Source organism: Symbiopectobacterium sp. Eva_TO (genome assembly GCF_053848865.1).
The window spans coordinates 407,861-428,383 of record NZ_JBSPEY010000004.1; the positions used below are offsets into that span (position 1 = coordinate 407,861).

12 protein-coding genes and 3 pseudogenes are annotated in these 20,523 nt (G+C 55.0%); 12 read left to right on the top strand and 3 right to left on the bottom strand.

The genetic code is table 11. The annotated features are described in order from the left end of the window. Positions 1-230: 230 nt before the first annotated feature. The 6 genes from mreC (at position 231) to tldD (ending at position 9,069) form a co-directional block, all read left to right on the top strand. The gene (gene mreC / locus ACWWJF_RS04130) at positions 231-1,307 is read left to right on the top strand and encodes a rod shape-determining protein MreC (protein ID WP_455868750.1); all 1,077 of its coding nucleotides are present in this window, start codon (positions 231-233) and stop codon (positions 1,305-1,307) included. After that, positions 1,304-1,792 carry a rod shape-determining protein MreD gene (gene mreD, locus ACWWJF_RS04135; protein ID WP_196908447.1) on the top strand — a complete coding sequence of 163 codons (489 nt, stop codon included), beginning with the start codon at positions 1,304-1,306 and terminating at the stop codon, positions 1,790-1,792. Before mreC ends, mreD begins: the two co-directional genes overlap by 4 nt. A gap of 71 nt (positions 1,793-1,863) precedes the next feature. Then, a complete protein-coding gene (locus ACWWJF_RS04140) occupies positions 1,864-2,457 on the top strand; it encodes a Maf family protein (protein WP_455868751.1) in 594 nt (197 codons plus the stop codon). Continuing rightward, positions 2,447-3,916, top strand: a complete 1,470-nt coding sequence (gene rng / locus ACWWJF_RS04145; protein ID WP_455868752.1) for a ribonuclease G — start codon at positions 2,447-2,449, stop codon at positions 3,914-3,916. Before ACWWJF_RS04140 ends, rng begins: the two co-directional genes overlap by 11 nt. A 72-nt stretch (positions 3,917-3,988) precedes the next feature. After that, positions 3,989-7,555 (top strand): YhdP family protein, encoded by a 3,567-nt coding sequence (locus ACWWJF_RS04150; protein ID WP_455868753.1) that lies wholly within the window; start codon positions 3,989-3,991, stop codon positions 7,553-7,555. Between the two features lie 68 nt (positions 7,556-7,623). Continuing rightward, positions 7,624-9,069, top strand: a complete 1,446-nt coding sequence (gene tldD / locus ACWWJF_RS04155; RefSeq protein WP_455868754.1) for a metalloprotease TldD — start codon at positions 7,624-7,626, stop codon at positions 9,067-9,069. A 100-nt stretch (positions 9,070-9,169) separates the two neighbouring features. Here the strand turns inward: tldD and ACWWJF_RS04160 are convergent. Then, positions 9,170-9,280: pseudogene (locus ACWWJF_RS04160) on the bottom strand (IS1 family transposase); the annotation flags it as partial. A gap of 173 nt (positions 9,281-9,453) precedes the next feature. After that, positions 9,454-10,625 (bottom strand): IS3 family transposase gene (locus tag ACWWJF_RS04165; protein ID WP_455868755.1). Its coding sequence is split into 2 segments (ribosomal slippage): positions 9,454-10,379 and positions 10,379-10,625, totalling 1,173 coding nucleotides; the frame shifts between segments, so codons are not numbered across the junction. 293 nt (positions 10,626-10,918) lie between these two features. On the opposite strand from ACWWJF_RS04165, the pseudogene murQ reads away from it, so the two are divergent. The 3 genes and pseudogenes from murQ to tadA all read left to right on the top strand — a co-directional run. Beyond that, positions 10,919-11,140, top strand: a pseudogene (murQ, locus tag ACWWJF_RS04170) (N-acetylmuramic acid 6-phosphate etherase); the annotation flags it as partial. 92 nt (positions 11,141-11,232) lie between these two features. Continuing rightward, positions 11,233-11,871 carry a phosphatidylglycerophosphatase C gene (yfhb, locus tag ACWWJF_RS04175; protein ID WP_455868756.1) on the top strand — a complete coding sequence of 213 codons (639 nt, stop codon included), beginning with the start codon at positions 11,233-11,235 and terminating at the stop codon, positions 11,869-11,871. A gap of 93 nt (positions 11,872-11,964) precedes the next feature. After that, positions 11,965-12,486, top strand: coding sequence for a tRNA adenosine(34) deaminase TadA (gene tadA / locus ACWWJF_RS04180; protein WP_455868757.1), 522 nt, complete (start codon positions 11,965-11,967; stop codon positions 12,484-12,486). 4 nt (positions 12,487-12,490) lie between these two features. On the opposite strand, the gene mltF is transcribed toward tadA, so the two are convergent. Continuing rightward, positions 12,491-14,017 carry a membrane-bound lytic murein transglycosylase MltF gene (gene mltF / locus ACWWJF_RS04185; protein WP_455870920.1) on the bottom strand — a complete coding sequence of 509 codons (1,527 nt, stop codon included), beginning with the start codon at positions 14,015-14,017 and terminating at the stop codon, positions 12,491-12,493. Positions 14,018-14,241: 224 nt separating this feature from the next. Between mltF and purL the strand changes: the two genes are divergently transcribed. The 3 genes and pseudogenes from purL (at position 14,242) to ACWWJF_RS04200 (ending at position 20,514) form a co-directional block, all read left to right on the top strand. Next, on the top strand, positions 14,242-18,126 hold the full coding sequence (gene purL, locus ACWWJF_RS04190; protein ID WP_455870921.1) for a phosphoribosylformylglycinamidine synthase: 3,885 nt from the start codon (positions 14,242-14,244) through the stop codon (positions 18,124-18,126). A 485-nt stretch (positions 18,127-18,611) separates the two neighbouring features. Continuing rightward, positions 18,612-19,274: pseudogene (locus ACWWJF_RS04195) on the top strand (IS4/Tn5 family transposase DNA-binding protein); the annotation flags it as partial. Between the two features lie 71 nt (positions 19,275-19,345). Next, positions 19,346-20,514 (top strand): IS3 family transposase gene (locus ACWWJF_RS04200; protein ID WP_455868758.1). Its coding sequence is split into 2 segments (ribosomal slippage): positions 19,346-19,601 and positions 19,601-20,514, totalling 1,170 coding nucleotides; the frame shifts between segments, so codons are not numbered across the junction. The last annotated feature ends 9 nt before the right edge of the window (positions 20,515-20,523 follow it).

Sequence of the window (20,523 nt, forward strand, 5' to 3'; positions counted from 1 at the left end):
GGGAACCGTATGGGGAAACAGCGTTGTTTTTCATCCCGTAGGGTAGCCCCTTTTTTTTATTATGTGGCGAGTCGTTTTCTCGGGTATCGCCATTAGCGTAATTCCCTGCGCCCGACGCCCCTCTGCCCCTGCGTTTCTGCGGGCATGACGGCGGTGAATAACACGAATGTTAGCTTTCGTTTCGAGCGTGTCGGGCGTTCTTTATTCGCGTTGAGGAATACGCAACCTTTATGAAGCCGATTTTTAGCAGGGGACCTTCCCTGCAATTGCGACTTTTTCTTGCCGTCTTCACGGCGATGGCGATCATTATCGCCGATAGCCGCTTGGGGACGTTTCTCAAGATCCGTACCTATATGGATACGGCGGTCAGCCCGTTCTATTTTCTCGCCAACGGGCCGCGTGAAGTATTGGATAATGTCTCTGAATCGCTGGCGACCAAAAATCAGCTGGCGCTGGAAAACCGTGCGTTACGCCAGGAACTGCAACTGCGTAACAGCGATCTGCTGCTGCTCGGCCAACTGAAACAGGAAAACGCGCGTCTGCGCGAACTGTTGGGGTCACCGCTGCGTCAGGACGAGCAGAAAATGGTGACCCAGGTGATTTCCGCAGGCACAGACCCCTATAGAGATCAGGTGTTGATTGATAAAGGGGCAGCGCATGGGGTCTACGAAGGGCAACCGGTTATCAGTGATAAAGGGGTGGTCGGACAGGTTGTCGCGGTCGGTCAGTTGACCAGCCGTGTGTTGCTGATCTGCGATGTTTCCCATGCGTTGCCGATTCAGGTGCTGCGCAATGATATCCGCGTGATTGCTGCCGGTAATGGCTGCACTGACGATTTGCAACTGGAGCATTTGCCCAACAACACCGATATTCGCGTCGGTGATGTGCTGGTGACATCCGGACTGGGTGGTCGTTTCCCTGAAGGGTATCCGGTGGGCGTCGTCTCCGAAGTGAAGGTGGATACGCAACGCGCCTACACCGTTATCAAGGCGCATCCTACTGCCGGTCTGCAACGTTTACGCTATCTGCTGTTGCTGTGGGGCGTTGACGACGCGTCGGGCAAAGGGTTGCCGCCGCAAGAAGTGCATCGTGTCGCCAACGAACGCTTGATGCAGATGATGCCGCAGGTTCTGCCCTCTCCCAATGAAATGGGCCCGCCGGCACCGCCTGCTGCCGCAGCACCCGCCGCGCCGCCGCAGGGCAACGCACAACCGAAAAACCCCCCTGCGCGCAGTGCGTCTCAAGGTCAACAACCTCAACGTAATACGCCGCCTGCTGCTACGCCAGCACAGGGAGGACGCCAATGAACCGCTATCGCCGTCACGGCAACTGGATCATCTGGTTATCGTTCCTGATCGCCATGGTGCTGCAAATCATGCCGTGGCCGGATCAGTTCTATCATTTCCGGCCATCGTGGCTCTCGCTGTTTCTGATTTATTGGGTAATGGCGTTGCCGCATCGGGTTAACGTTGGTACCGGCTTTGTGCTGGGAATGGTGATGGATCTTATTTTAGGGTCCACGCTCGGCGTGCGTGCGCTAGCACTCAGCATTGTCGCCTATCTGGTGGCCTTCAAGTTTCAACTGTTCCGCAATATGGCGCTCTGGCAACAAGCCCTGATCGTTATGGTGCTTTCGCTGGTGATGGATCTGATTGTTTTCTGGGCAGAGTTCCTGGTAAGCAATGTGTCATTCAGGCCGGAAAATTTGTGGAACTGTGTGGTCGATGGCGTGTTGTGGCCCTGGCTATTCCTGTTGATGCGCAAAATTCGCCGTCAGTTCACAGTACAATAATCAATAAGGGCGTAGTCCTTAACCGGAGCGCCTACAGTAGAATACGTAGAGTGACTACGTAGCGAGGATATATGACTGCGCTCTATCTGGCCTCGGGTTCACCGCGCCGCCGCGAACTGCTTACGTTGCTGGATATCCCTTTTGAACTGTTGCGTGTTGATGTTATCGAGCAGCGGGCAACACATGAAACGGCAGAGGTCTATGTACACCGTCTAGCGCAGGATAAAGCGCAGGCGGGGGTTGCTGCCGCACCGCAAGATTTGCCAGTGTTGGGGGCCGATACCATCGTAGTGCTGGAAGGGCAGGTACTGGAAAAACCGCGCGACGAAGCCCATGCTGCGCACATCTTATCGATGCTTTCAGGGCGACAGCATCAGGTGATGACTGCGGTCACGTTGGCCGATCGTCGCACCCAGTGCAGCGCGCTGGTGGTGACCGACGTGACGTTTCGCGCGCTGACGCCGCAGGACATTACCCACTACGTTGCCAGCGGCGAGCCGATGGATAAAGCGGGAGCCTACGGCATTCAAGGTAAAGGCGGCTGTTTCGTCAAAGCGATCGCTGGCAGTTACCACGCGGTTGTCGGTTTGCCGCTGGTGGAAACCCATGAATTGTATAATCAGATTATAGCGTTACGAACGGCAGGAGCAGAAAATGACAGCTGAGTTACTGGTCAACGTGACGCCGTCGGAAACGCGCGTTGCCTACATTGACGGCGGAATACTGCAAGAGATCCATATTGAGCGCGAAGCGAAACGCGGCATCGTGGGCAATATCTATAAAGGCCGTGTCAGCCGGGTATTGCCGGGCATGCAGGCCGCGTTCGTGGATATCGGGTTGGATAAAGCGGCGTTTTTGCACGCGTCAGATATCATGCCCCACACTGAATGCGTGGCCGGGGAAGAACAGAAAAACTTCCACGTGCGCGATATTGCTGAACTGGTGCGCCAGGGGCAGGACTTGATGGTGCAGGTGGTGAAAGACACGCTCGGTACCAAAGGTGCCCGGCTGACCACCGATATTACGCTGCCATCGCGCTATCTGGTTTTCATGCCCTGCGCGGCCCACGTTGGGGTTTCACAGCGTATTGAAAGTGAAGTGGAACGTGAACGCCTGAAGAAAATCGTCAGTGAATATTGCGACGAGCAGGGCGGGTTTATTATCCGCACAGCGGCAGAGGGGATTGGGGAAGATGAACTTTCTTCAGACGCCGCGTTCCTCAAACGCCTGTGGACCAAAGTCAGCGAGCGAAAAAAACGTAACCAGGCCAAATGTAAGCTGTACGGTGAAGTGGCGCTGGTACAGCGTATCCTGCGTGATTTTGCCGGTGCGGCGTTGGATCGCATCCGCATCGACTCCCGTCTGACTTATGACGCGCTGCTGGAGTTCACCACGGACTATATTCCGGAAACCACCAATAAGCTGGAGCATTACGCCGGATGCCAGCCGATTTTCGATCTCTATGACGTGGAGAATGAAATTCAGCGTTCGCTGGACAGAAAGGTTGAGCTGAAATCCGGTGGTTATCTAATCATCGATCAAACCGAGGCGATGACGACGATAGACATCAATACCGGGGCCTTCGTCGGTCATCGCAATCTGGATGAGACCATCTTTAACACCAATATCGAAGCGACGCAGGCCATTGCCCGCCAACTGCGGCTGCGCAACCTGGGTGGTATTATCATTATCGATTTCATCGACATGAGTAATGAGGATCACCGTCGTCGGGTGCTGCACTCTCTGGAGCAGGCACTCGCCAAAGATCGGGTTAAAACCAGTATTAACGGCTTCTCTCAACTAGGATTAGTGGAGATGACGCGTAAGCGCACTCGTGAGAGCATTGAACATGTGCTGTGTCATCAGTGCCCGACTTGCCATGGTCGCGGCAGGGTGAAAAGCGTCGAGACAGTTTGCTATGAAATCATGCGTGAAATTGTGCGGGTGCACCATGCCTATGACACCGATCGCTTCCTGGTGTACGCATCGCCTGCGGTGGCTGAGGTATTGAAAAGCGAAGAGTCCCACGCCCTGGCAGAAGTGGAAATTTTTGTCGGTAAACAGGTCAAGGTGCAGATTGAGCCGTTGTACAGCCAGGAACAGTTTGATGTGGTGATGATGTAATCCCCATGTCGATGATAAACTGAACAGAATAACTTCCCCGCGTCGCCTGCGACGAAGATCAAGGAGAATAGTGTGAGGCAACTGCCCGGCCTATTGCTGATGACGGGTGCTACGATTGTTGTTGTCGTGGCGCTGATCGTCAGTGGTTTACGATTAGCGATGCCGCAGCTCGATCGTTTTCGGCCGCAAATCATGGCGTGGGTTACGTCGACGACGGGCGTATCGGTTGACGCGCAACGCCTTACTGGCAGTTGGGCTTCTTTTGGGCCGACGCTTTCGATCGATGGCCTGACGAGCGAGTCGCCTGCTGCGCGCTGGCGGGCAGAGCGCATCACGCTCGCGCTGGATGTGTGGCAGTCATTGCTGCATGCGCGCTGGCAGTTTCGCGATCTGACGTTCCACCGCATGCACTTGACGCTGGATGCCACATTGACCGGGCAGCGCGCCGACGGTAGCCTGATCGAAACCGATCGTCTCAGTACACTGTTCCTCCAGCAGTTCGATCACTTCGATCTGCGCGACAGCCGCCTCTCTTTCCTCACGCCTTCTGGCGATCGTGCGGAGCTCGCCATCCCACAATTGACCTGGTTGAACCGCAACAACCGACATCGTGCCGAAGGGCAAATCAGCCTGTCGAGTTTCAATGGGCAGCACGGCGTGGTGCAGGTACGCATGGATTTGCAGGCTATTCAGGGTCATCTGAATGACGGCACGGTGTACCTACAGGCTGACAATATTGATATGAAGCCCTGGATCAGCCGATGGCTAAAAAATAATACCGGGCTGGATAGCGCCAATTTCAATCTTGCAGCCTGGTTGCAGGTGCGCAGCGGAGCGCTGGTTGCCAACGATGTCTTTTTGGCCCAGGGCTCGGCAGCCTGGAAAGAAGGAGACAACATCCATCGTCTGAGCGTAGACGAACTGGCACTGCATGCCACGCGGGAAGGTGAAGGCTGGCAGGTTGCCGTGCCTGTCTTGAATCTGGCTACGGACGGCGTTGCTTGGCCGAAAGGGAGTCTGGCGGCGAGCTGGATACCCGCGTCGTCGGCAGAACAACAAGATATGCTGCGGGTGCGTGCCAGTGAACTGAGCCTGGCACGTTTGCGTGATTTGTTGCCGCTGCTGTCCACGGTGACGCCCGAGCTTAAAACGCGCTGGGAGGCGCTGCAACCGGAAGGGCTTCTGACACAACTGGCCCTTGATATTCCCTTAAAACAACCGGAAAAAAGTCGTTTTCAAGCGGCATGGCGCGATCTGCGCTGGAAAGCGTGGGAATGGTTGCCGGGCGGCGAAAAGCTGGCTGGCACGCTGAGTGGCAGCGTCGAACGCGGGCGCGTCACCTTTGCATTGCCGCAAAGTGTACTGCCCAGCGGTAATCAGTTCCGGGCACCGTTCGAGATTCAGCAGGCAAACGGTGCTATAGATTGGATCAATGCCGCCGACGGCTGGGAAGTGTGGAGTAAAGGGCTGAATGTACAGGCACGTGCGCTACAGGCTCAGGGCGATTTTCAATACCGTCATCCGGTGAATGGGCAGCCACGTCTGGATATCGATCTCAATTTTGCCAACAACGGCTTGTGGATGTCCGCGCCATCAACGCAGTTAGGGAATGTTGCCGGCAGAAATATTCTTGCCGCCATCCCTGATTACAGCAAAGAAAAGTTGCTGATCGATGGCGAACTTCAAGGGGAAGGGACCGATGTCGGACACTATTTTGAACAAACGCCGCTCAAGGACAGCGTGGGGAGTGCGTTAAAGCAATTGCAAATTGGCGGTAACGTCAATGGTACGCTTCACCTCGATATTCCCCTGGCACACGGCGCAGTGGAAGCCAGTGGAGATATTCAACTCAGTAACAATAGCCTGTATATCAAACCGCTGAATAGCACGCTGAAACAGCTCAAAGGGCGCTTCCATTATCGCAATGGCACCCTGAACAGCGATGATATTGCGGCTAACTGGTTAGGGCAGCCCGTCACGTTCAGTTTCAACACCGAAGAGCAGGAAAAAGCCTTTCTGGTAAAGGTGGGTCTGAATGGTGAATGGGCACCCGCGCTGTTCCCCGGTCTGCCAAAAACATTGCAAACCGCACTGTCGGGAACCGCCACCTGGCGTAGCGATGTAACGGTGCATCTGCCCTATAAAGGTGTTGAGACCTATGAGGTCAGCGTCGATGCCGACCTGAAAAATGTAAGCACTCGCTTACCTGAACCGCTCAATAAAGCACAGGGGACGACGGCGCCGCTCAAGATTGCCGCTAAAGGGGATCTCAAAGGGTTCACGCTTTCAGGCAGTCTGGGAAAAACGGCACAGTTTAACAGCCAGTGGTTATTGCGTGGCGATGTGCTGACGTTAGCGCGCGCAATCTGGCAGCAGGGGGAGCAAACGCCTCCCACGCTGCCGGAACAGTCTGAACTGGTGTTGGCTCTGCCCGCGCTGGATGCGGAGCGTTGGTTGGGATTACTGCCTGCCCTGCGTGGCGATACCGCCTTGCGCAAAGGGGCGCAAAGCAACCTCCATGTGCCGGAAAGCGTGACGCTGCGTACGCCCGCGCTGCAACTGCTCGGTCAGCAGTGGCATGACGTGGTACTCAATAGCCGCAATACGCCGCAGGGCAATGAAATTCACATTACCGGGCGTGAGATTGATGCTAACTTGACAGTTCCACAGAACGGCATGTGGCGCGCGGATATTCGCTATCTCTACTACAACCCGCAGTGGAAAGGGGATGAAGCAACCAACCCCGTGGCGCTGGCGGAGAAGAAATCACCGCTCAATGACCCCAGCATCCGCTTTGAAGACTGGCCCGCGTTGCAGCTTGCCTGCGGGGAATGCTGGATTGCCGGGCAGAACCTGGGCCGAATCACGGCGACGCTGCAACCAGAAAAAGATAAGCTGACGCTCAGTGAGGGGGTGATCGATACCGGCAAAGCCAAGCTGACTGCCAGCGGCAGTTGGCAGGAAAATGCCGAAGGCGTTCGCACCGTACTCAAAGGGCGTTTGACGGGCGGTACGCTGGAACAAAATGCCGACTGGTTTGGTATTGATACGCCGCTGCGCGCAGCAACCTTTGATGTTGACTATGATCTCTATTGGCACGGTTCGCCGTGGGCACCACATCTGGCGAGCCTGAGCGGTATTTTGCACACGCGTATTGGCAAGGGCGATATTGTCAATGCGGGTACTGGTCAAGCGGGACGCTTGCTGCGTCTGGTGAGCTTTGATGCGTTACTGCGCAAATTGCAGTTTGATTTTAGCGATACCTTTGGCAAGGGCTTCTATTTTGATTCCATCAGTAGCACGGCCTGGATTAAAGACGGCGTGTTGCATACCGACGATCTGCTGGTAGACGGATTTGAAGCCGATATCGCCATGAAGGGCAGTGTCGATCTGGCTAACCGCCAAATTGCCATGGAAGCGGTGATTGCTCCGGAAATATCAGCCACGGTGGGTGTGGCTACCGCCTTTGTGGTCAACCCGGTGATTGGTGCTGCCGTGTTTGCGGCCAGCAAGGTGCTGGCACCGCTCTGGAACAAAATCTCGCTGATTCGCTACCAGATTCATGGCAGCCTGGATCAGCCTACGATTAAGGAAGTCCTGCGCGAGCCGCAAAAAAATGCGGTGCAGGAGCGGTGTTAATACGCCAGCATAGTGATGGCCCCGTGCCGTTTATTCATTGGTTTCATGTGAACTAAAGTGGAAAAAATATGAGTCTTTCGTTTGTCAGTGAACAGTTACTCACTGCTAACAACTTGAGCCAGCAAGACCTGTTCTCGGTGTTAGAGGTATTGAATGAACGTCGCCTGGATTATGCCGATCTCTATTTTCAATCCAGTTACCATGAATCCTGGGTGTTGGAAGACCGCATCATTAAAGATGGCTCTTACAATATCGATCAAGGGGTCGGTATTCGCGCGGTAAGCGGGGAAAAAACCGGGTTTGCCTATGCAGACCAAATCACGCTCAATGCGCTGCACCAAAGCGCCCAGGCAGCGCGTAGCATCGTGCGCGAGCAGGGCACTGGCCGCGTTCGCACGCTGAGGGAAAACGCTCATCGTGCGCTGTATCCGCAGCTCAATCCGCTGGACAGCCTGAGCCGTGAAGAGAAACTGTCACTGCTGCAACGCGCAGACAGTGTGGCGCGCACGGCCGATGCCCGCGTGCAGGAAGTGAGCGTCAGCCTGACCGGTGTCTATGAACACGTGTTGGTGGCGGCAACCGACGGCACGCTGGCAGCTGATGTACGTCCGTTGGTGCGCCTGTCGATCAGCGTGCTGGTTGAGCAGGATGGTAAACGTGAACGCGGCGCCAGCGGCGGTGGCGCGCGCGTAGGTTACGACTACTTCTGGCAAGTGGTGGACGGAGAAGCGCGGGTGGAGGCCTGGGCGAAAGAAGCGGTGCGTATGGCGCTGGTCAACCTTTCCGCTGTTGCTGCGCCTGCGGGCACGATGCCGGTGGTACTGGGCGCGGGCTGGCCGGGTGTGCTGCTGCATGAAGCTGTCGGACACGGACTGGAAGGGGATTTTAACCGCCGTGGCACGTCGGTGTTCAGCGGGCAGATGGGCAATCTGGTTGCCTCTGAACTGTGTACTGTGGTGGATGATGGTACGCTGGAAGGACGCCGCGGTTCGCTGGCGATGGATGACGAAGGCGTGGCCGGGCAATACAACGTGCTGATTGAGAACGGTGTGCTGAAAGGTTACATTCAAGACAAGCTCAACGCGCGTTTGATGGGGGTGGCGCCGACCGGTAATGGTCGCCGCGAATCTTATGCCCATTTGCCGATGCCACGCATGACCAATACTTACATGTTGGCGGGTAAATCGACGCCGGAAGAGATTATTTCCAGCGTGGAATACGGTTTATATGCGCCTAACTTTGGCGGTGGCCAAGTGGATATCACCTCCGGCAAGTTCGTGTTCTCAACCTCCGAAGCCTATCTGATTGAAAATGGTAAAGTCACAACGCCGGTTAAAGGGGCAACCCTGATTGGCTCGGGTATCGAAGCCATGCAGCAGATATCCATGGTGGGTAACGATTTGGCATTGGATAAAGGCGTTGGCGTGTGTGGCAAAGAGGGCCAAAGCCTACCCGTTGGCGTTGAGCAGTCGACGCTGAAACTGGACAGCATGACGGTGGGCGGTACGGCGTAATTCTGCGCAATTGTCACCGCCATGTTATTGTAAAAACGCGTGGCGGTGGTTACTCAATTCCAGGGTGTGATAGGGTTGCTTCGACGGGTAATGACTCCAATTAGTAGAACATGTGTTTTTCGATGAAGGCTCCGATGACTTTTTCGTGGATCTCGACGGAGCGCGAGAAGCAAATCGTTTTACGCGCCAGTCGTTTAATTGTAGTGGTCAACTAATATTGGCCACCGCATTAGACTGTATGTAGAACAGTCGCTCAGATTCGTTTGGAGTTAAGCCCATATCGTTATACACATCTTTCTAACGCACTGTTTAATCAATGAGTTACGGGTTTATCTCAGAGTGGCATTTTGAACCTCAAAAAGCCAATGGGATGGCTTGAATGCCTTAATTCACGGGGTTCTGAGCATCCTGTTCAAAAAATGGCCAAAAGATGTGTATAACGATATGAGTTAAGCCGCCGTTATACCAGTGAGGCCGGATAGCGCTGTAATACCCCGTGATGTAGCGGATAATCGCGTCCTGGGCTTCGCTGAAGCTGTTGTAACCCTTTGTCGGCACCCATTCTGTCTTCAGGCTGCGGAAGAACCGCTCCATTGGCGCATTATCCCAGCAGTTACCCCGCCGACTCATACTCTGCTTTATCCGGCAGCGCCACAGGGCTTGCCGGTATTGACGGCTGGTATAGTGGCTGCCCTGGTCGCTGTGGAACATGACTCCTGTTGGTTGTCCCCGGAGTTCCCAGGCCATCTGCAACGCTTTAACTGTCAGCGCCGAGTCCGGCGACGTCGACATGGCCCAGCCCACCGGTTTGCGGGCGAACAGGTCTAGCACCACCGCAAGGTAAGCCCAGCATTTGCCCGTCCAGATGTAGGTCACATCGCCGCACCAGACCTGATCCGGCGCGGTAACCGCGAACTGGCGGTTGAGATAGTTCGGTATTTCAACGAGTTCATTGCCGCCGCGTTTGTATTTGTGAGCCGGTCGCTGGCAGCTGGCGATACCCAGCTCCTTCATCAGCTTGCCAGCCAGCCAGCGCCCCATTTTGACACCGGAGCTGCCGGTGACGATGGTCGCGATACTTCGAGCGCCGGCAGAGCCGCCGCTGGCGTTCCAGGCTTCCATGACGCGGCTACACTTAACCACGCGCTCACCGTCGGGTTCATTAGCGGAAGCCTGCCAGTGCCTGTAGCTGCTGCGATGTACCTCAAAAGTTTGGCACAACGCCGTGACCGGGTATCGCGCCCTCAGCCTGTCGACTACCGTGAACCGTTGAGTGAGTCCGACATTAAGAGCGCCGTAGCCTTTTTTAGGATTTCGTTCTCCATTTCAAGGCATTGGACTTTTTTCTTCATCTCACGCAGCTCGAGCTGTTCAGGGGTAAGAGGAAGTCCCGTTGGCGTTTTTCCCTGTCGTTCAAGGCGAAGCTTATTGACCCAGCGACTAATGGCAGAATGGCTGACATTAACCGCCTCTGCGGCCTTAACGTATGTGTAGCCGTGGTCGACAACCAGCTTTGCGGCTTCGAGCTTAAATTCCGCCGTAAAATGTTTACCCATGAGGTCACCTGTCGTGTTGATGAGGTGAGCATATCACCTCCGATCAGGTGGCCAGTATCAGTGTGCCACTACATCCAGATCACTTAAGGAAAAGCTTCTTCTCTGGCTGGCCTACCTTCCCCGTCATCTGTGATTGGCGCGTCCATTTTGCCGAAAAAGTTGTCTCTAGTTGCTCTAATGCTTGCACGGTTTTATCACGGGTTTTGAGTGACAAAATATATAACAGAATGTCATTTTCTGCCCATAAATTAACATTAAGATTATGTTTTTATTTATTATTTATTTTTAAATTTCTTTCTGTAAAAGCCACCAATGAAAAACTGGTAGATCGGGCCTGTCGAATCGTGATGGAAGCCACAGGGGCCGCACGTGACGAGGCGCAACGAGCGTTAGAAGAAACCGGCTATGCGGCCAAACCCGCTATACTGATGATCCTCAGCGGTATCAGTGCCGCAGAGGCCGAGCAGCGGTTGGAAAGACACCACGGTTATCTACGCGATGCGCTGTTACCCTGATATACCTGTAGGGTATAACGAGGTAATAGAGGCAGAGCGTGTCTTAACTCCTTACACAAAAGCAGTTAATACATTGGCAAGGGGAAAGCGGTTTGGGTGAACAATCACCGACACGTATCGTGTTTTTTGATTTGGACGGCACGCTACATCGTCAGGACATGTTTGGCTGTTTTTTGCGTTACTTGCTAAAACGCCTGCCGTTAAATTTACTGCTGGTCATTCCGGTGCTGCCGGTGGTCGGGCTGGTATTGCTGGCGCGTGGCAGGGCTGCGCGCTGGCCAATGAGCGCTCTGCTTTGGGCCATCACCTTTGGTCGCCGTGAGGCACATTTACAGGCGCTAGAGCAGGGGTTTGTTGCCCGCTTTCGTCGCTGGGTGACGCCATTTCCATTGGTGCAGCAGCGCTTGACCGAATATCTCGCCGCTTCGGATGCGCAAGTGTGGTTAGTAACCGGTTCGCCGCAGCGTCTGGTTGAGCAGGTTTACCATGATTCCACATTTCTGCCCGGCGTCAAACTGATGGGTAGCCAGATGGTTCGTGGTTATGGCGGCTGGGTGTTGCCGTTGCGCTGTCTGGGGCGGGAGAAGGTGGTGCAGATGGAAAAACAGCTTGGTGCGCCACTTCAATTGCACAGCGGGTATAGCGATAGCAAGCAAGATAATCCGCTGCTGTTTTTTTGCGAACACCGTTGGCGCGTGACGCGTGCAGGCACGTTGCAACAGTTGGAGTAACGGTGTCGGCGAGGCAATAAGCACTCTGCTTTTTCTTCACACCCTGTATAATGCGCGCGACCAAAAAAGCGCGATGAATACCCGGGAGACATCATGAATGACACCCTTGATGGCCATGACACGCCTGATGAATATTGGATGCGTCATGCCCTGACTCTGGCCCAACGGGCGCAGGAGGAGGGGGAGGTGCCCGTCGGTGCCGTTCTGGTTCTGGATAATCAGGTGATTGGTGAGGGCTGGAATCGCCCCATCGGCCATCATGATCCGACGGCGCACGCCGAAATTATGACGCTGCGTCAGGGGGGAAAAGTCTTGCAGAACTATCGCTTAATCAATGCGACGCTGTATGTGACGCTTGAGCCTTGCGTGATGTGCGCCGGGGCGATGGTACACAGCCGTATTGGTCGACTGGTGTATGGTGCCAACGATGAAAAAACCGGGGCAGCAGGATCATTGGTCGACATCCTGCGCCATCCTGGTATGAATCATCAGATAGCGATCACGTCTGGCGTGCTGGCTGCCGAATGCGCTCATACCCTCAGCGATTTTTTCCGTATACGTCGCGCGCAGCATAAAGCACGACGTGCTCAGGAAAAGGCTGACGGGGCAGCCTAATACCTTATTTGCCGAGTTTTTCTGGCGGTACGGCAGGGTAAGCGCTTGCTAACAGTTCCTGCTGCTGGATTTTATTGGCTTTCTCGGTCAGATATCCTTCCAGACTCAGCATATAGCGGCGGATATTTTCAACGTAGTTATAGGCTTCGTGGCCGCGTGCATAGCCGTAGGTGGTCTGGGTATAGTAGCGTTTCTGGCTGAGCATCGGCAGGCGAACCTTCACATCCGCCCAACTATCGGGATTACCCTTCTGTTTTTCCGTCAGTTTGCGCGCATCCAGCAGATGGGCATAGCCCATATTGTAGGAGGCCAGTGCAAACCAAATCTTCTCATCTTCGGGAATGCTTTCCGGCATTTTTTCCATCATGTGCGCCAGATAGCGCGCACCACCGCGAATGCTCTGTTCTGGATCGAGTCTGTCGGTCACATCCAGGCTTTCTGCGGTATTGCGCGTCAGCATCATCAACCCGCGTACGCCGGTTGGTGAGGTCGCCAATGGGTTCCAGTGTGATTCCTGATAAGAAATAGCCGCCAGCAATTTCCAGTCAATGTCGCTGGCATATTTGGCAAACAACGGTTGCAGATCGGGCAAGGTGTTATAGATGGCGCTCAGGAAGGTGCGGGTATCGACATAATCAAATTCACCCACATGGCCGAGGTATTTCTCTTCCAGGCGCGCCAGCGTGCCGTCTTCCACAGTTTGGCTGAAAAAGTCCAACAGGGCGGCGTACAGGCTGTCGTCCTGCGTACGGCGCATATACCAGGTGACCGGTTCTTCGTCGCTCAGATCGAACGCTACGGAAAGCTGCGGGTGAATGCGCTGCATCAAACCGATGGTGACGGAATCTGCCAGCGTGTAATCCAACGCGCCTTGCGCCACCTGTTTAAGCAAATCCTGCGTGCTCAGGTCTGAAGCGGCTTCCCAGCTTAAGGCTGGATATTTATTGTTTTTCAAATCGCGTAACGTGGCGATATGGGCTGAGCCTGATGTGACCGCTAACCGACCATTCAGTTTCTCCAGATTTTTAGGGCGCGTGGCACCCATGCGGTAAACCAGTTGCTGCGAGACGGAATAGTAGGTTGGCCCAGCGCGAAAGCGATCCAATCGTTCATGGTTGTAGATCAGCCCGGCGGTAAGCAGATCGGCATTATCGCTGTCCAGATCATCGAACAAGGTGTCAAGATTTGGGCGTGCCGATACCACCAGCTTCACGCCAAGGTAATCGGCGAATCGTTTAGCCAGTTCATAATCGAGCCCTGAGGGGGTTCCGTTACTGAGGGTATAGGTCAGCAGCGAATTGAGCGTGCTGATACGCAGCTCGCCCCGAGAAAGGATCTGATTGAGCTGTGTATCCTGGCCGCTGCGCCAGGGGATGTTGGGCCAGAGCGCCAACATCAGCAGTAACGCAATAACCCCGATGAAAAAATAATTTAATGTTAAACGCTTCAAATAGTTATCTCTCGGTGGCCGTGTGGCCTTTCTGTCTGTAACGGCAGTTTTTTTGTCTACACTCTCCCAGAGTGGGGGCATTTTGCTTAACAAACCGCCAGTGTGAAACAGTTATCCATCAGGTTAAAGTTTGACCATGACGAAAACAAGATGTGCAACAAACTCTGCGCAAACGGTTTCGTCGGGCGTCACAATTCTCTATAATGACGCGCGTTTCCCCCCCCCCCCCGCTTGGCTGCGCGACAAAGTAGCGCCCACTGACGTACTGAAACTCAGTACATCGAAGACGAGAGATTTTTTAGATGATGGAAATACTGCGTGGTTCACCTGCCCTATCGGCCTTCCGTGTAAATAAGTTGCTGACGCGTTGCAAAGAGCACTTTTTGCCAATTAGTGACATCTATGCGGAGTACGTTCACTTCGCTGCCGTGCGTGCACCACTGAACAGCGATGAGCAGGTCAAACTGACACGACTGTTAAAATATGGCCCCTCTCTCGCGGAGCATGAGCCAAGTGGGCGCTTACTGTTGGTCACACCGCGTCCCGGCACCATTTCTCCCTGGTCTTCCAAAGCTACCGATATTGCGCGCAACTGCGGCCTGGACAAGGTGATTCGTCTGGAGCGCGGATTAGCCTTCTATATTCATGCGCCGACGCTGAGCGATGAACAGTGGCTGGAACTGGGCGCGTTGCTGCATGACCGCATGATGGAAACGGTATTCACCGAGATGGCGCAGGCGGAACAGCTGTTTGCTCAGCATCAGCCAGCCCCGTTGAAACGGGTAGACGCTCTGCTGGAAGGGCGTAAGGCGTTGGAACAGGCTAACGTGCGTCTGGGACTGGCGCTGGCGGAAGATGAAATCGACTACCTGTTGGATGCCTTTACCCGTTTGGGCCGCAATCCGACCGACATTGAACTCTATATGTTTGCTCAGGCCAACTCTGAGCACTGCCGCCACAAAATTTTTAACGCCAACTGGGTGATTGACGGTGAAGCACAGCCCAAGTCGCTGTTCAAAATGATCAAGAACACCTTCGAGCACACGCCAGAACACGTGTTGTCTGCTTATAAAGATAACGCGGCGGTGATGGAAGGCTCCGAAGCGGGGCGTTTCTTTGCCGATCCGCAAGGGCACTATGCCTACCATCAGGAACCGACACACATTCTGATGAAAGTGGAAACCCATAACCATCCGACGGCCATTTCTCCCTGGCCGGGTGCGGCGACCGGTTCCGGTGGCGAAATTCGCGACGAAGGGGCGACGGGGCGCGGTGCCAAACCTAAAGCGGGTCTGGTCGGGTTCTCGGTCTCTAACCTGCGTATTCCTAACTTTGAACAGCCGTGGGAAGAAGATTTCGGTAAGCCGGATCGCATCGTCAGCGCGTTGGACATTATGATTGATGGCCCGCTGGGCGGCGCGGCCTTTAATAACGAGTTTGGTCGCCCTGCGCTGACCGGTTACTTCCGTACCTATGAGGAGCAGGTTGACAGCCATAACGGCAGCGAGTTGCGCGGTTATCACAAGCCGGTGATGCTGGCGGGCGGTATTGGTAACATCCGTGCCAATCACGTGAAAAAAGGCGAGATCACGGTAGGCGCCAAGCTGATTGTGTTGGGTGGCCCCTCCATGAATATCGGTCTGGGCGGCGGTGCAGCCTCCTCTATGGCCTCCGGCCAATCAGACGCCGATCTGGATTTCGCCTCCGTACAGCGCGATAACCCGGAAATGGAACGCCGTTGTCAGGAAGTGATCGACCGCTGCTGGCAACTGGGTGAAGAGAACCCGATCCTGTTTATCCACGACGTGGGGGCGGGCGGTCTGTCCAACGCCATGCCGGAGCTGGTAAGTGATGGCGGGCGCGGCGGACGCTTTGAACTGCGCGACATTCTCAACGATGAGCCAGGCATGAGCCCGCTGGAAGTGTGGTGTAACGAATCGCAAGAGCGCTATGTACTGGCGGTTGCACCGGAAAAACTGGCGCTGTTTGATGAACTGTGCCGCCGTGAGCGCGCCCCTTACGCCGTGATTGGTGAAGCGACGGAAGAGCAGCATTTAACCCTGAACGATCGCCACTTCAATAATCAGCCGATCGATCTGCCGCTCGACGTGCTGTTGGGCAAAACACCGAAAATGCTGCGCGACGTCAAACGCCTGGCTAGCGAGGGCACATTGCTGAACCGCGAAGGCATCTTCCTGGCCGAAGCGGTAGAGCGTGTGATGCACCTGCCGGTGGTGGCAGAGAAAACTTTCCTGATCACCATTGGTGATCGTTCCGTGACCGGTATGGTGGCACGCGATCAAATGGTCGGACCGTGGCAGATCCCGGTGGCAAACTGTGCCGTCACTACCGCAAGCCTCGACAGCTACCACGGTGAAGCAATGTCGATTGGCGAACGTGCACCTGTGGCGTTGCGTAACTTTGGTGCCTCCGCGCGTCTGGCGGTAGGGGAAGCATTAACCAACATTGCTGCGACCCAGATTGGCGCGTTAACGCGCGTGAAGCTCTCCGCAAATTGGATGTCGGCAGCAGGACACCCCGGTGAAGACGCCGGACTTTACGAAGCGGTAAAAGCCATCGGCGAAGAACTCTGCCCGGCATTGGGGTTGACCATTCCGGTGGGTAAAGACTCCATGTCGATGAAAACCCGCTGGCAAGATGGCGATCAAGAGCGCAGCGTCACCTCTCCGCTTTCACTGGTGATCACGGCATTTGCCCGCGTGGAAGATGTGCGTAAAACCGTCACGCCGCAGCTGCGCACCGATCGTGATAACGTGTTGCTGCTTATCGACCTGGGTGCCGGGCACCATACGCTTGGTGCGACAGCGTTAGCACAGGTCTACCGTCAGTTGGGCCGCCATACTGCGGATGTGCGTAATCCGCAACAGTTGGCTGGCTTCTTTAATGCTATCCAAACGCTGGTGGCGGATGATGCGCTGCTGGCCTATCACGACCGTTCTGATGGTGGCCTGTTGGTGACGCTGGCCGAAATGGCGTTTACCGGTCACTGCGGCATCGAGGTTGATATCGCGGCATTGGGTAACGATCCGCTGGCCTCGTTGTTTACTGAAGAACTGGGTGCTGTGATTCAAGTGTCCGCCGATCGTCTGGCGTACGTTGAGCAGGTGATGGCCGATCACGGTTTGGGTGATATTGTTCACCGTTTGGGACATACCGCTCAGGGCAACCGCTTTGTGATTACACATGGCAACGATGAGGTGTATCAGGAGAGCCGCACCACGCTACGCATCTGGTGGGCGGAAACCACCTGGCAGATGCAGCGCCTGCGTGACAACCCGCACTGTGCCGATCAGGAACATGCTGCTAAACAGGATGAGACCGATCCGGGCCTGAATGTCTCACTGACGTTCGATCCAGCACAGGATATTGCAGCGCCCTTTATCGCCAAAGGTGTGCGTCCTAAAGTGGCGGTGTTGCGTGAGCAGGGTGTTAACTCTCACGTTGAAATGGCGGCCGCGTTCCATCGCGCCGGTTTTGACGCCATCGATGTGCACATGAGTGATTTGCTGGCAGGTCGTCGCAACCTGCAAGACATCCAGGCGCTGGTCGCTTGCGGTGGCTTCTCTTACGGCGATGTGTTGGGTGCCGGTGAGGGCTGGGCGAAATCCATTCTGTTTAACCCGCGGGTGCGCGATGAGTTTGCCGCTTTCTTCCAACGTCCGCAAACGCTGGCACTAGGCGTGTGCAACGGTTGCCAGATGATGTCCAATCTGCGCGAACTGATCCCGGGTGCAGACCACTGGCCGCGCTTTGTGCGCAACCTGTCTGACCGCTTTGAAGCGCGCTTCAGCCTGGTTGAAGTCACCAAAAGCCCGTCATTGTTTATGAATGACATGGTGGGATCGCGTATGCCAATCGCTGTTTCTCACGGTGAAGGGCACGTTGAAGTGCGCGATGCTGCCCACTTGGCGGCGTTGGAGCATGAGCATCTGGTCGCACTGCGCTTCGTGAACAACTTTGGACAGGTAACCGAGAACTATCCGGCGAACCCGAACGGTTCTCCGAACGGTATCACGGCAGTCACCAGCGCCAGTGGTCGCGCTACAGTGATGATGCCGCACCCGGAACGCGTTTTCCGTACCGTGAGCAATTCCTGGCATCCGGAAACCTGGGGTGAAGACAGTCCGTGGATGCGCATGTTCCGCAACGCGCGTCGTCAGCTTGGCTAAGGGTTAGCTTGACATTGACTATAAAAGGGGCGAATAGCCCCTTTTTAATCTGATGACAACGCCACGTTACCTGCTAAGCATCCTCGGCGAAAGCTGGGATCTCTGTAAGAAGAAACGCGTCTCTTCTGCAAGAGGTTCCCGCCTTCTTAGGAATGACGGAGGGAGGAATGACGGCTTTAGGTAGGATGTCGCAATACAGCGACAATCCGCTCTATAGATGTCTCTTTTTGGAGACATCTAATTAATTGATTTTATTGAGTCGATACATCAAGTGATATAAATCGTCTTTTTTTGACGACAGGTTTAAGCAATTGGCGGCGTAGTATGACGTGAATAAAGGCACCTTACCGTCATTTAACCCACCTCGTTATACACAAGTCCGCAACGCCTTATATGCCAAGGGTTAGCGGGCTGAAATAGGCAGCCGGTGGGGTTGTAAATGAAGTGAAACCGACGTGTACTATCGCCATTTACGGCGCTGAAAAATGATACGGGATTCAGATGGCTGGGCACACCAAGAACTGGAAGGGGTAAATCTTGGTGACACGAGGCTCAATAAGCGTGCCAAAGGGCTTTTGATACGGCTGGCTGAGAATCCGCAAGCCAGCATTCCGCATGCGTGCCTCGGATGGTCTGAGACGCTGGGTGCTTACCGCTTCATGGAGAACCAAGCATTCGAATGGCGAGACATTCTGCAACCTCACTGGCAGCGTACGCAGGAAAGGATCCGAGAACACGAGGTTGTGCTGTGTATCCAAGACACTACCGAGCTTGACTTCAACGGGCAGCAAATCCAAGGCTTGGGTCCCTTGAACTACGAAGCCAGGCGTGGTCTGTACCTGCATCCGACCTACGCGGTCAGTCCGGATCGCGTGGGGTTGGGCGTACTGGATGCGTGGATGTGGGCAAGAGAGCCGAAGGATGCAGACGGAAAACGCGATGGGCTCAAGGAGAGTACGCGCTGGCTCGAGGGATACGAGCGAGTTGCTGAACTCGCCTCGGAGTTGCCAAACACACGTCTGGTGTACTTAGCCGATCGCGAAGCGGATATCAAGGCGTTGATGCAGCTCGCTGATGACCTTGGCACTCCGGCTGACTGGTTGATCCGCTCGACTCATAATCGCAGTCTGGACTGTAATGAGAAGCTGTAGTGGCACACTGATACTGGCCACCTGATCGGAGGTGATATGCTCACCTCATCAACACGACAGGTGACCTCATGGGTAAACATTTTACGGCGGAATTTAAGCTCGAAGCCGCAAAGCTGGTTGTCGACCACGGCTACACATACGTTAAGGCCGCAGAGGCGGTTAATGTCAGCCATTCTGCCATTAGTCGCTGGGTCAATAAGCTTCGCCTTGAACGACAGGGAAAAACGCCAACGGGACTTCCTCTTACCCCTGAACAGCTCGAGCTGCGTGAGATGAAGAAAAAAGTCCAATGCCTTGAAATGGAGAACGAAATCCTAAAAAAGGCTACGGCGCTCTTAATGTCGGACTCACTCAACGGTTCACGGTAGTCGACAGGCTGAGGGCGCGATACCCGGTCACGGCGTTGTGCCAAACTTTTGAGGTACATCGCAGCAGCTACAGGCACTGGCAGGCTTCCGCTAATGAACCCGACGGTGAGCGCGTGGTTAAGTGTAGTCGCGTCATGGAAGCCTGGAACGCCAGCGGCGGCTCTGCCGGCGCTCGAAGTATCGCGACCATCGTCACCGGCAGCTCTGGTGTCAAAATGGGGCGCTGGCTGGCTGGCAAGCTGATGAAGGAGCTGGGTATCGCCAGCTGCCAGCGACCGGCTCACAAATACAAACGCGGCGGCAATGAACACGTTGAAATACCGAACTATCTCAACCGCCAGTTCGCGGTTACCGCTCCGGATCAGGTCTGGTGCGGCGATGTGACCTACATCTGGACGGGCAAATGCTGGGCTTACCTTGCGGTGGTGCTAGACCTGTTCGCCCGCAAACCGGTGGGCTGGGCCATGTCGACGTCGCCGGACTCGGCGCTGACAGTTAAAGCGTTGCAGATGGCCTGGGAACTCCGGGGACAACTAACAGGAGTCATGTTCCACAGCGACCAGGGCAGCCACTATACCAGCCGTCAATACCGGCAAGCCCTGTGGCGCTGCCGGATAAAGCAGAGTATGAGTCGGCGGGGTAACTGCTGGGATAATGCGCCAATGGAGCGGTTCTTCCGCAGCCTGAAGACAGAATGGGTGCCGACAAAGGGTTACAACAGCTTCAGCGAAGCCCAGGACGCGATTATCCGCTACATCACGGGGTATTACAGCGCTATCCGGCCTCACTGGTATAACGGCGGCTTAACTCCAAACGAATCTGAGCGACTGTTCTACATACAGTCTAATGCGGTGGCCAATATTAGTTGACCACTACAG

Excerpts from the sequence above, each read along its gene's own strand:
- mreC (WP_455868750.1), top strand. The coding sequence starts at position 231 with ATGAAGCCGATTTTTAGCAGGGGACCTTCCCTGCAATTGCGACTTTTT.
- mreD (WP_196908447.1), top strand. The coding sequence starts at position 1,304 with ATGAACCGCTATCGCCGTCACGGCAACTGGATCATCTGGTTATCGTTC.
- ACWWJF_RS04140 (WP_455868751.1), top strand. The coding sequence starts at position 1,864 with ATGACTGCGCTCTATCTGGCCTCGGGTTCACCGCGCCGCCGCGAACTG.
- rng (WP_455868752.1), top strand. The coding sequence starts at position 2,447 with ATGACAGCTGAGTTACTGGTCAACGTGACGCCGTCGGAAACGCGCGTT.
- tldD (WP_455868754.1), top strand. The coding sequence starts at position 7,624 with ATGAGTCTTTCGTTTGTCAGTGAACAGTTACTCACTGCTAACAACTTG.
- tadA (WP_455868757.1), top strand. The coding sequence starts at position 11,965 with ATGAATGACACCCTTGATGGCCATGACACGCCTGATGAATATTGGATG.
- mltF (WP_455870920.1), bottom strand. The coding sequence starts at position 14,017 with ATGCCCCCACTCTGGGAGAGTGTAGACAAAAAAACTGCCGTTACAGAC.
- purL (WP_455870921.1), top strand. The coding sequence starts at position 14,242 with ATGGAAATACTGCGTGGTTCACCTGCCCTATCGGCCTTCCGTGTAAAT.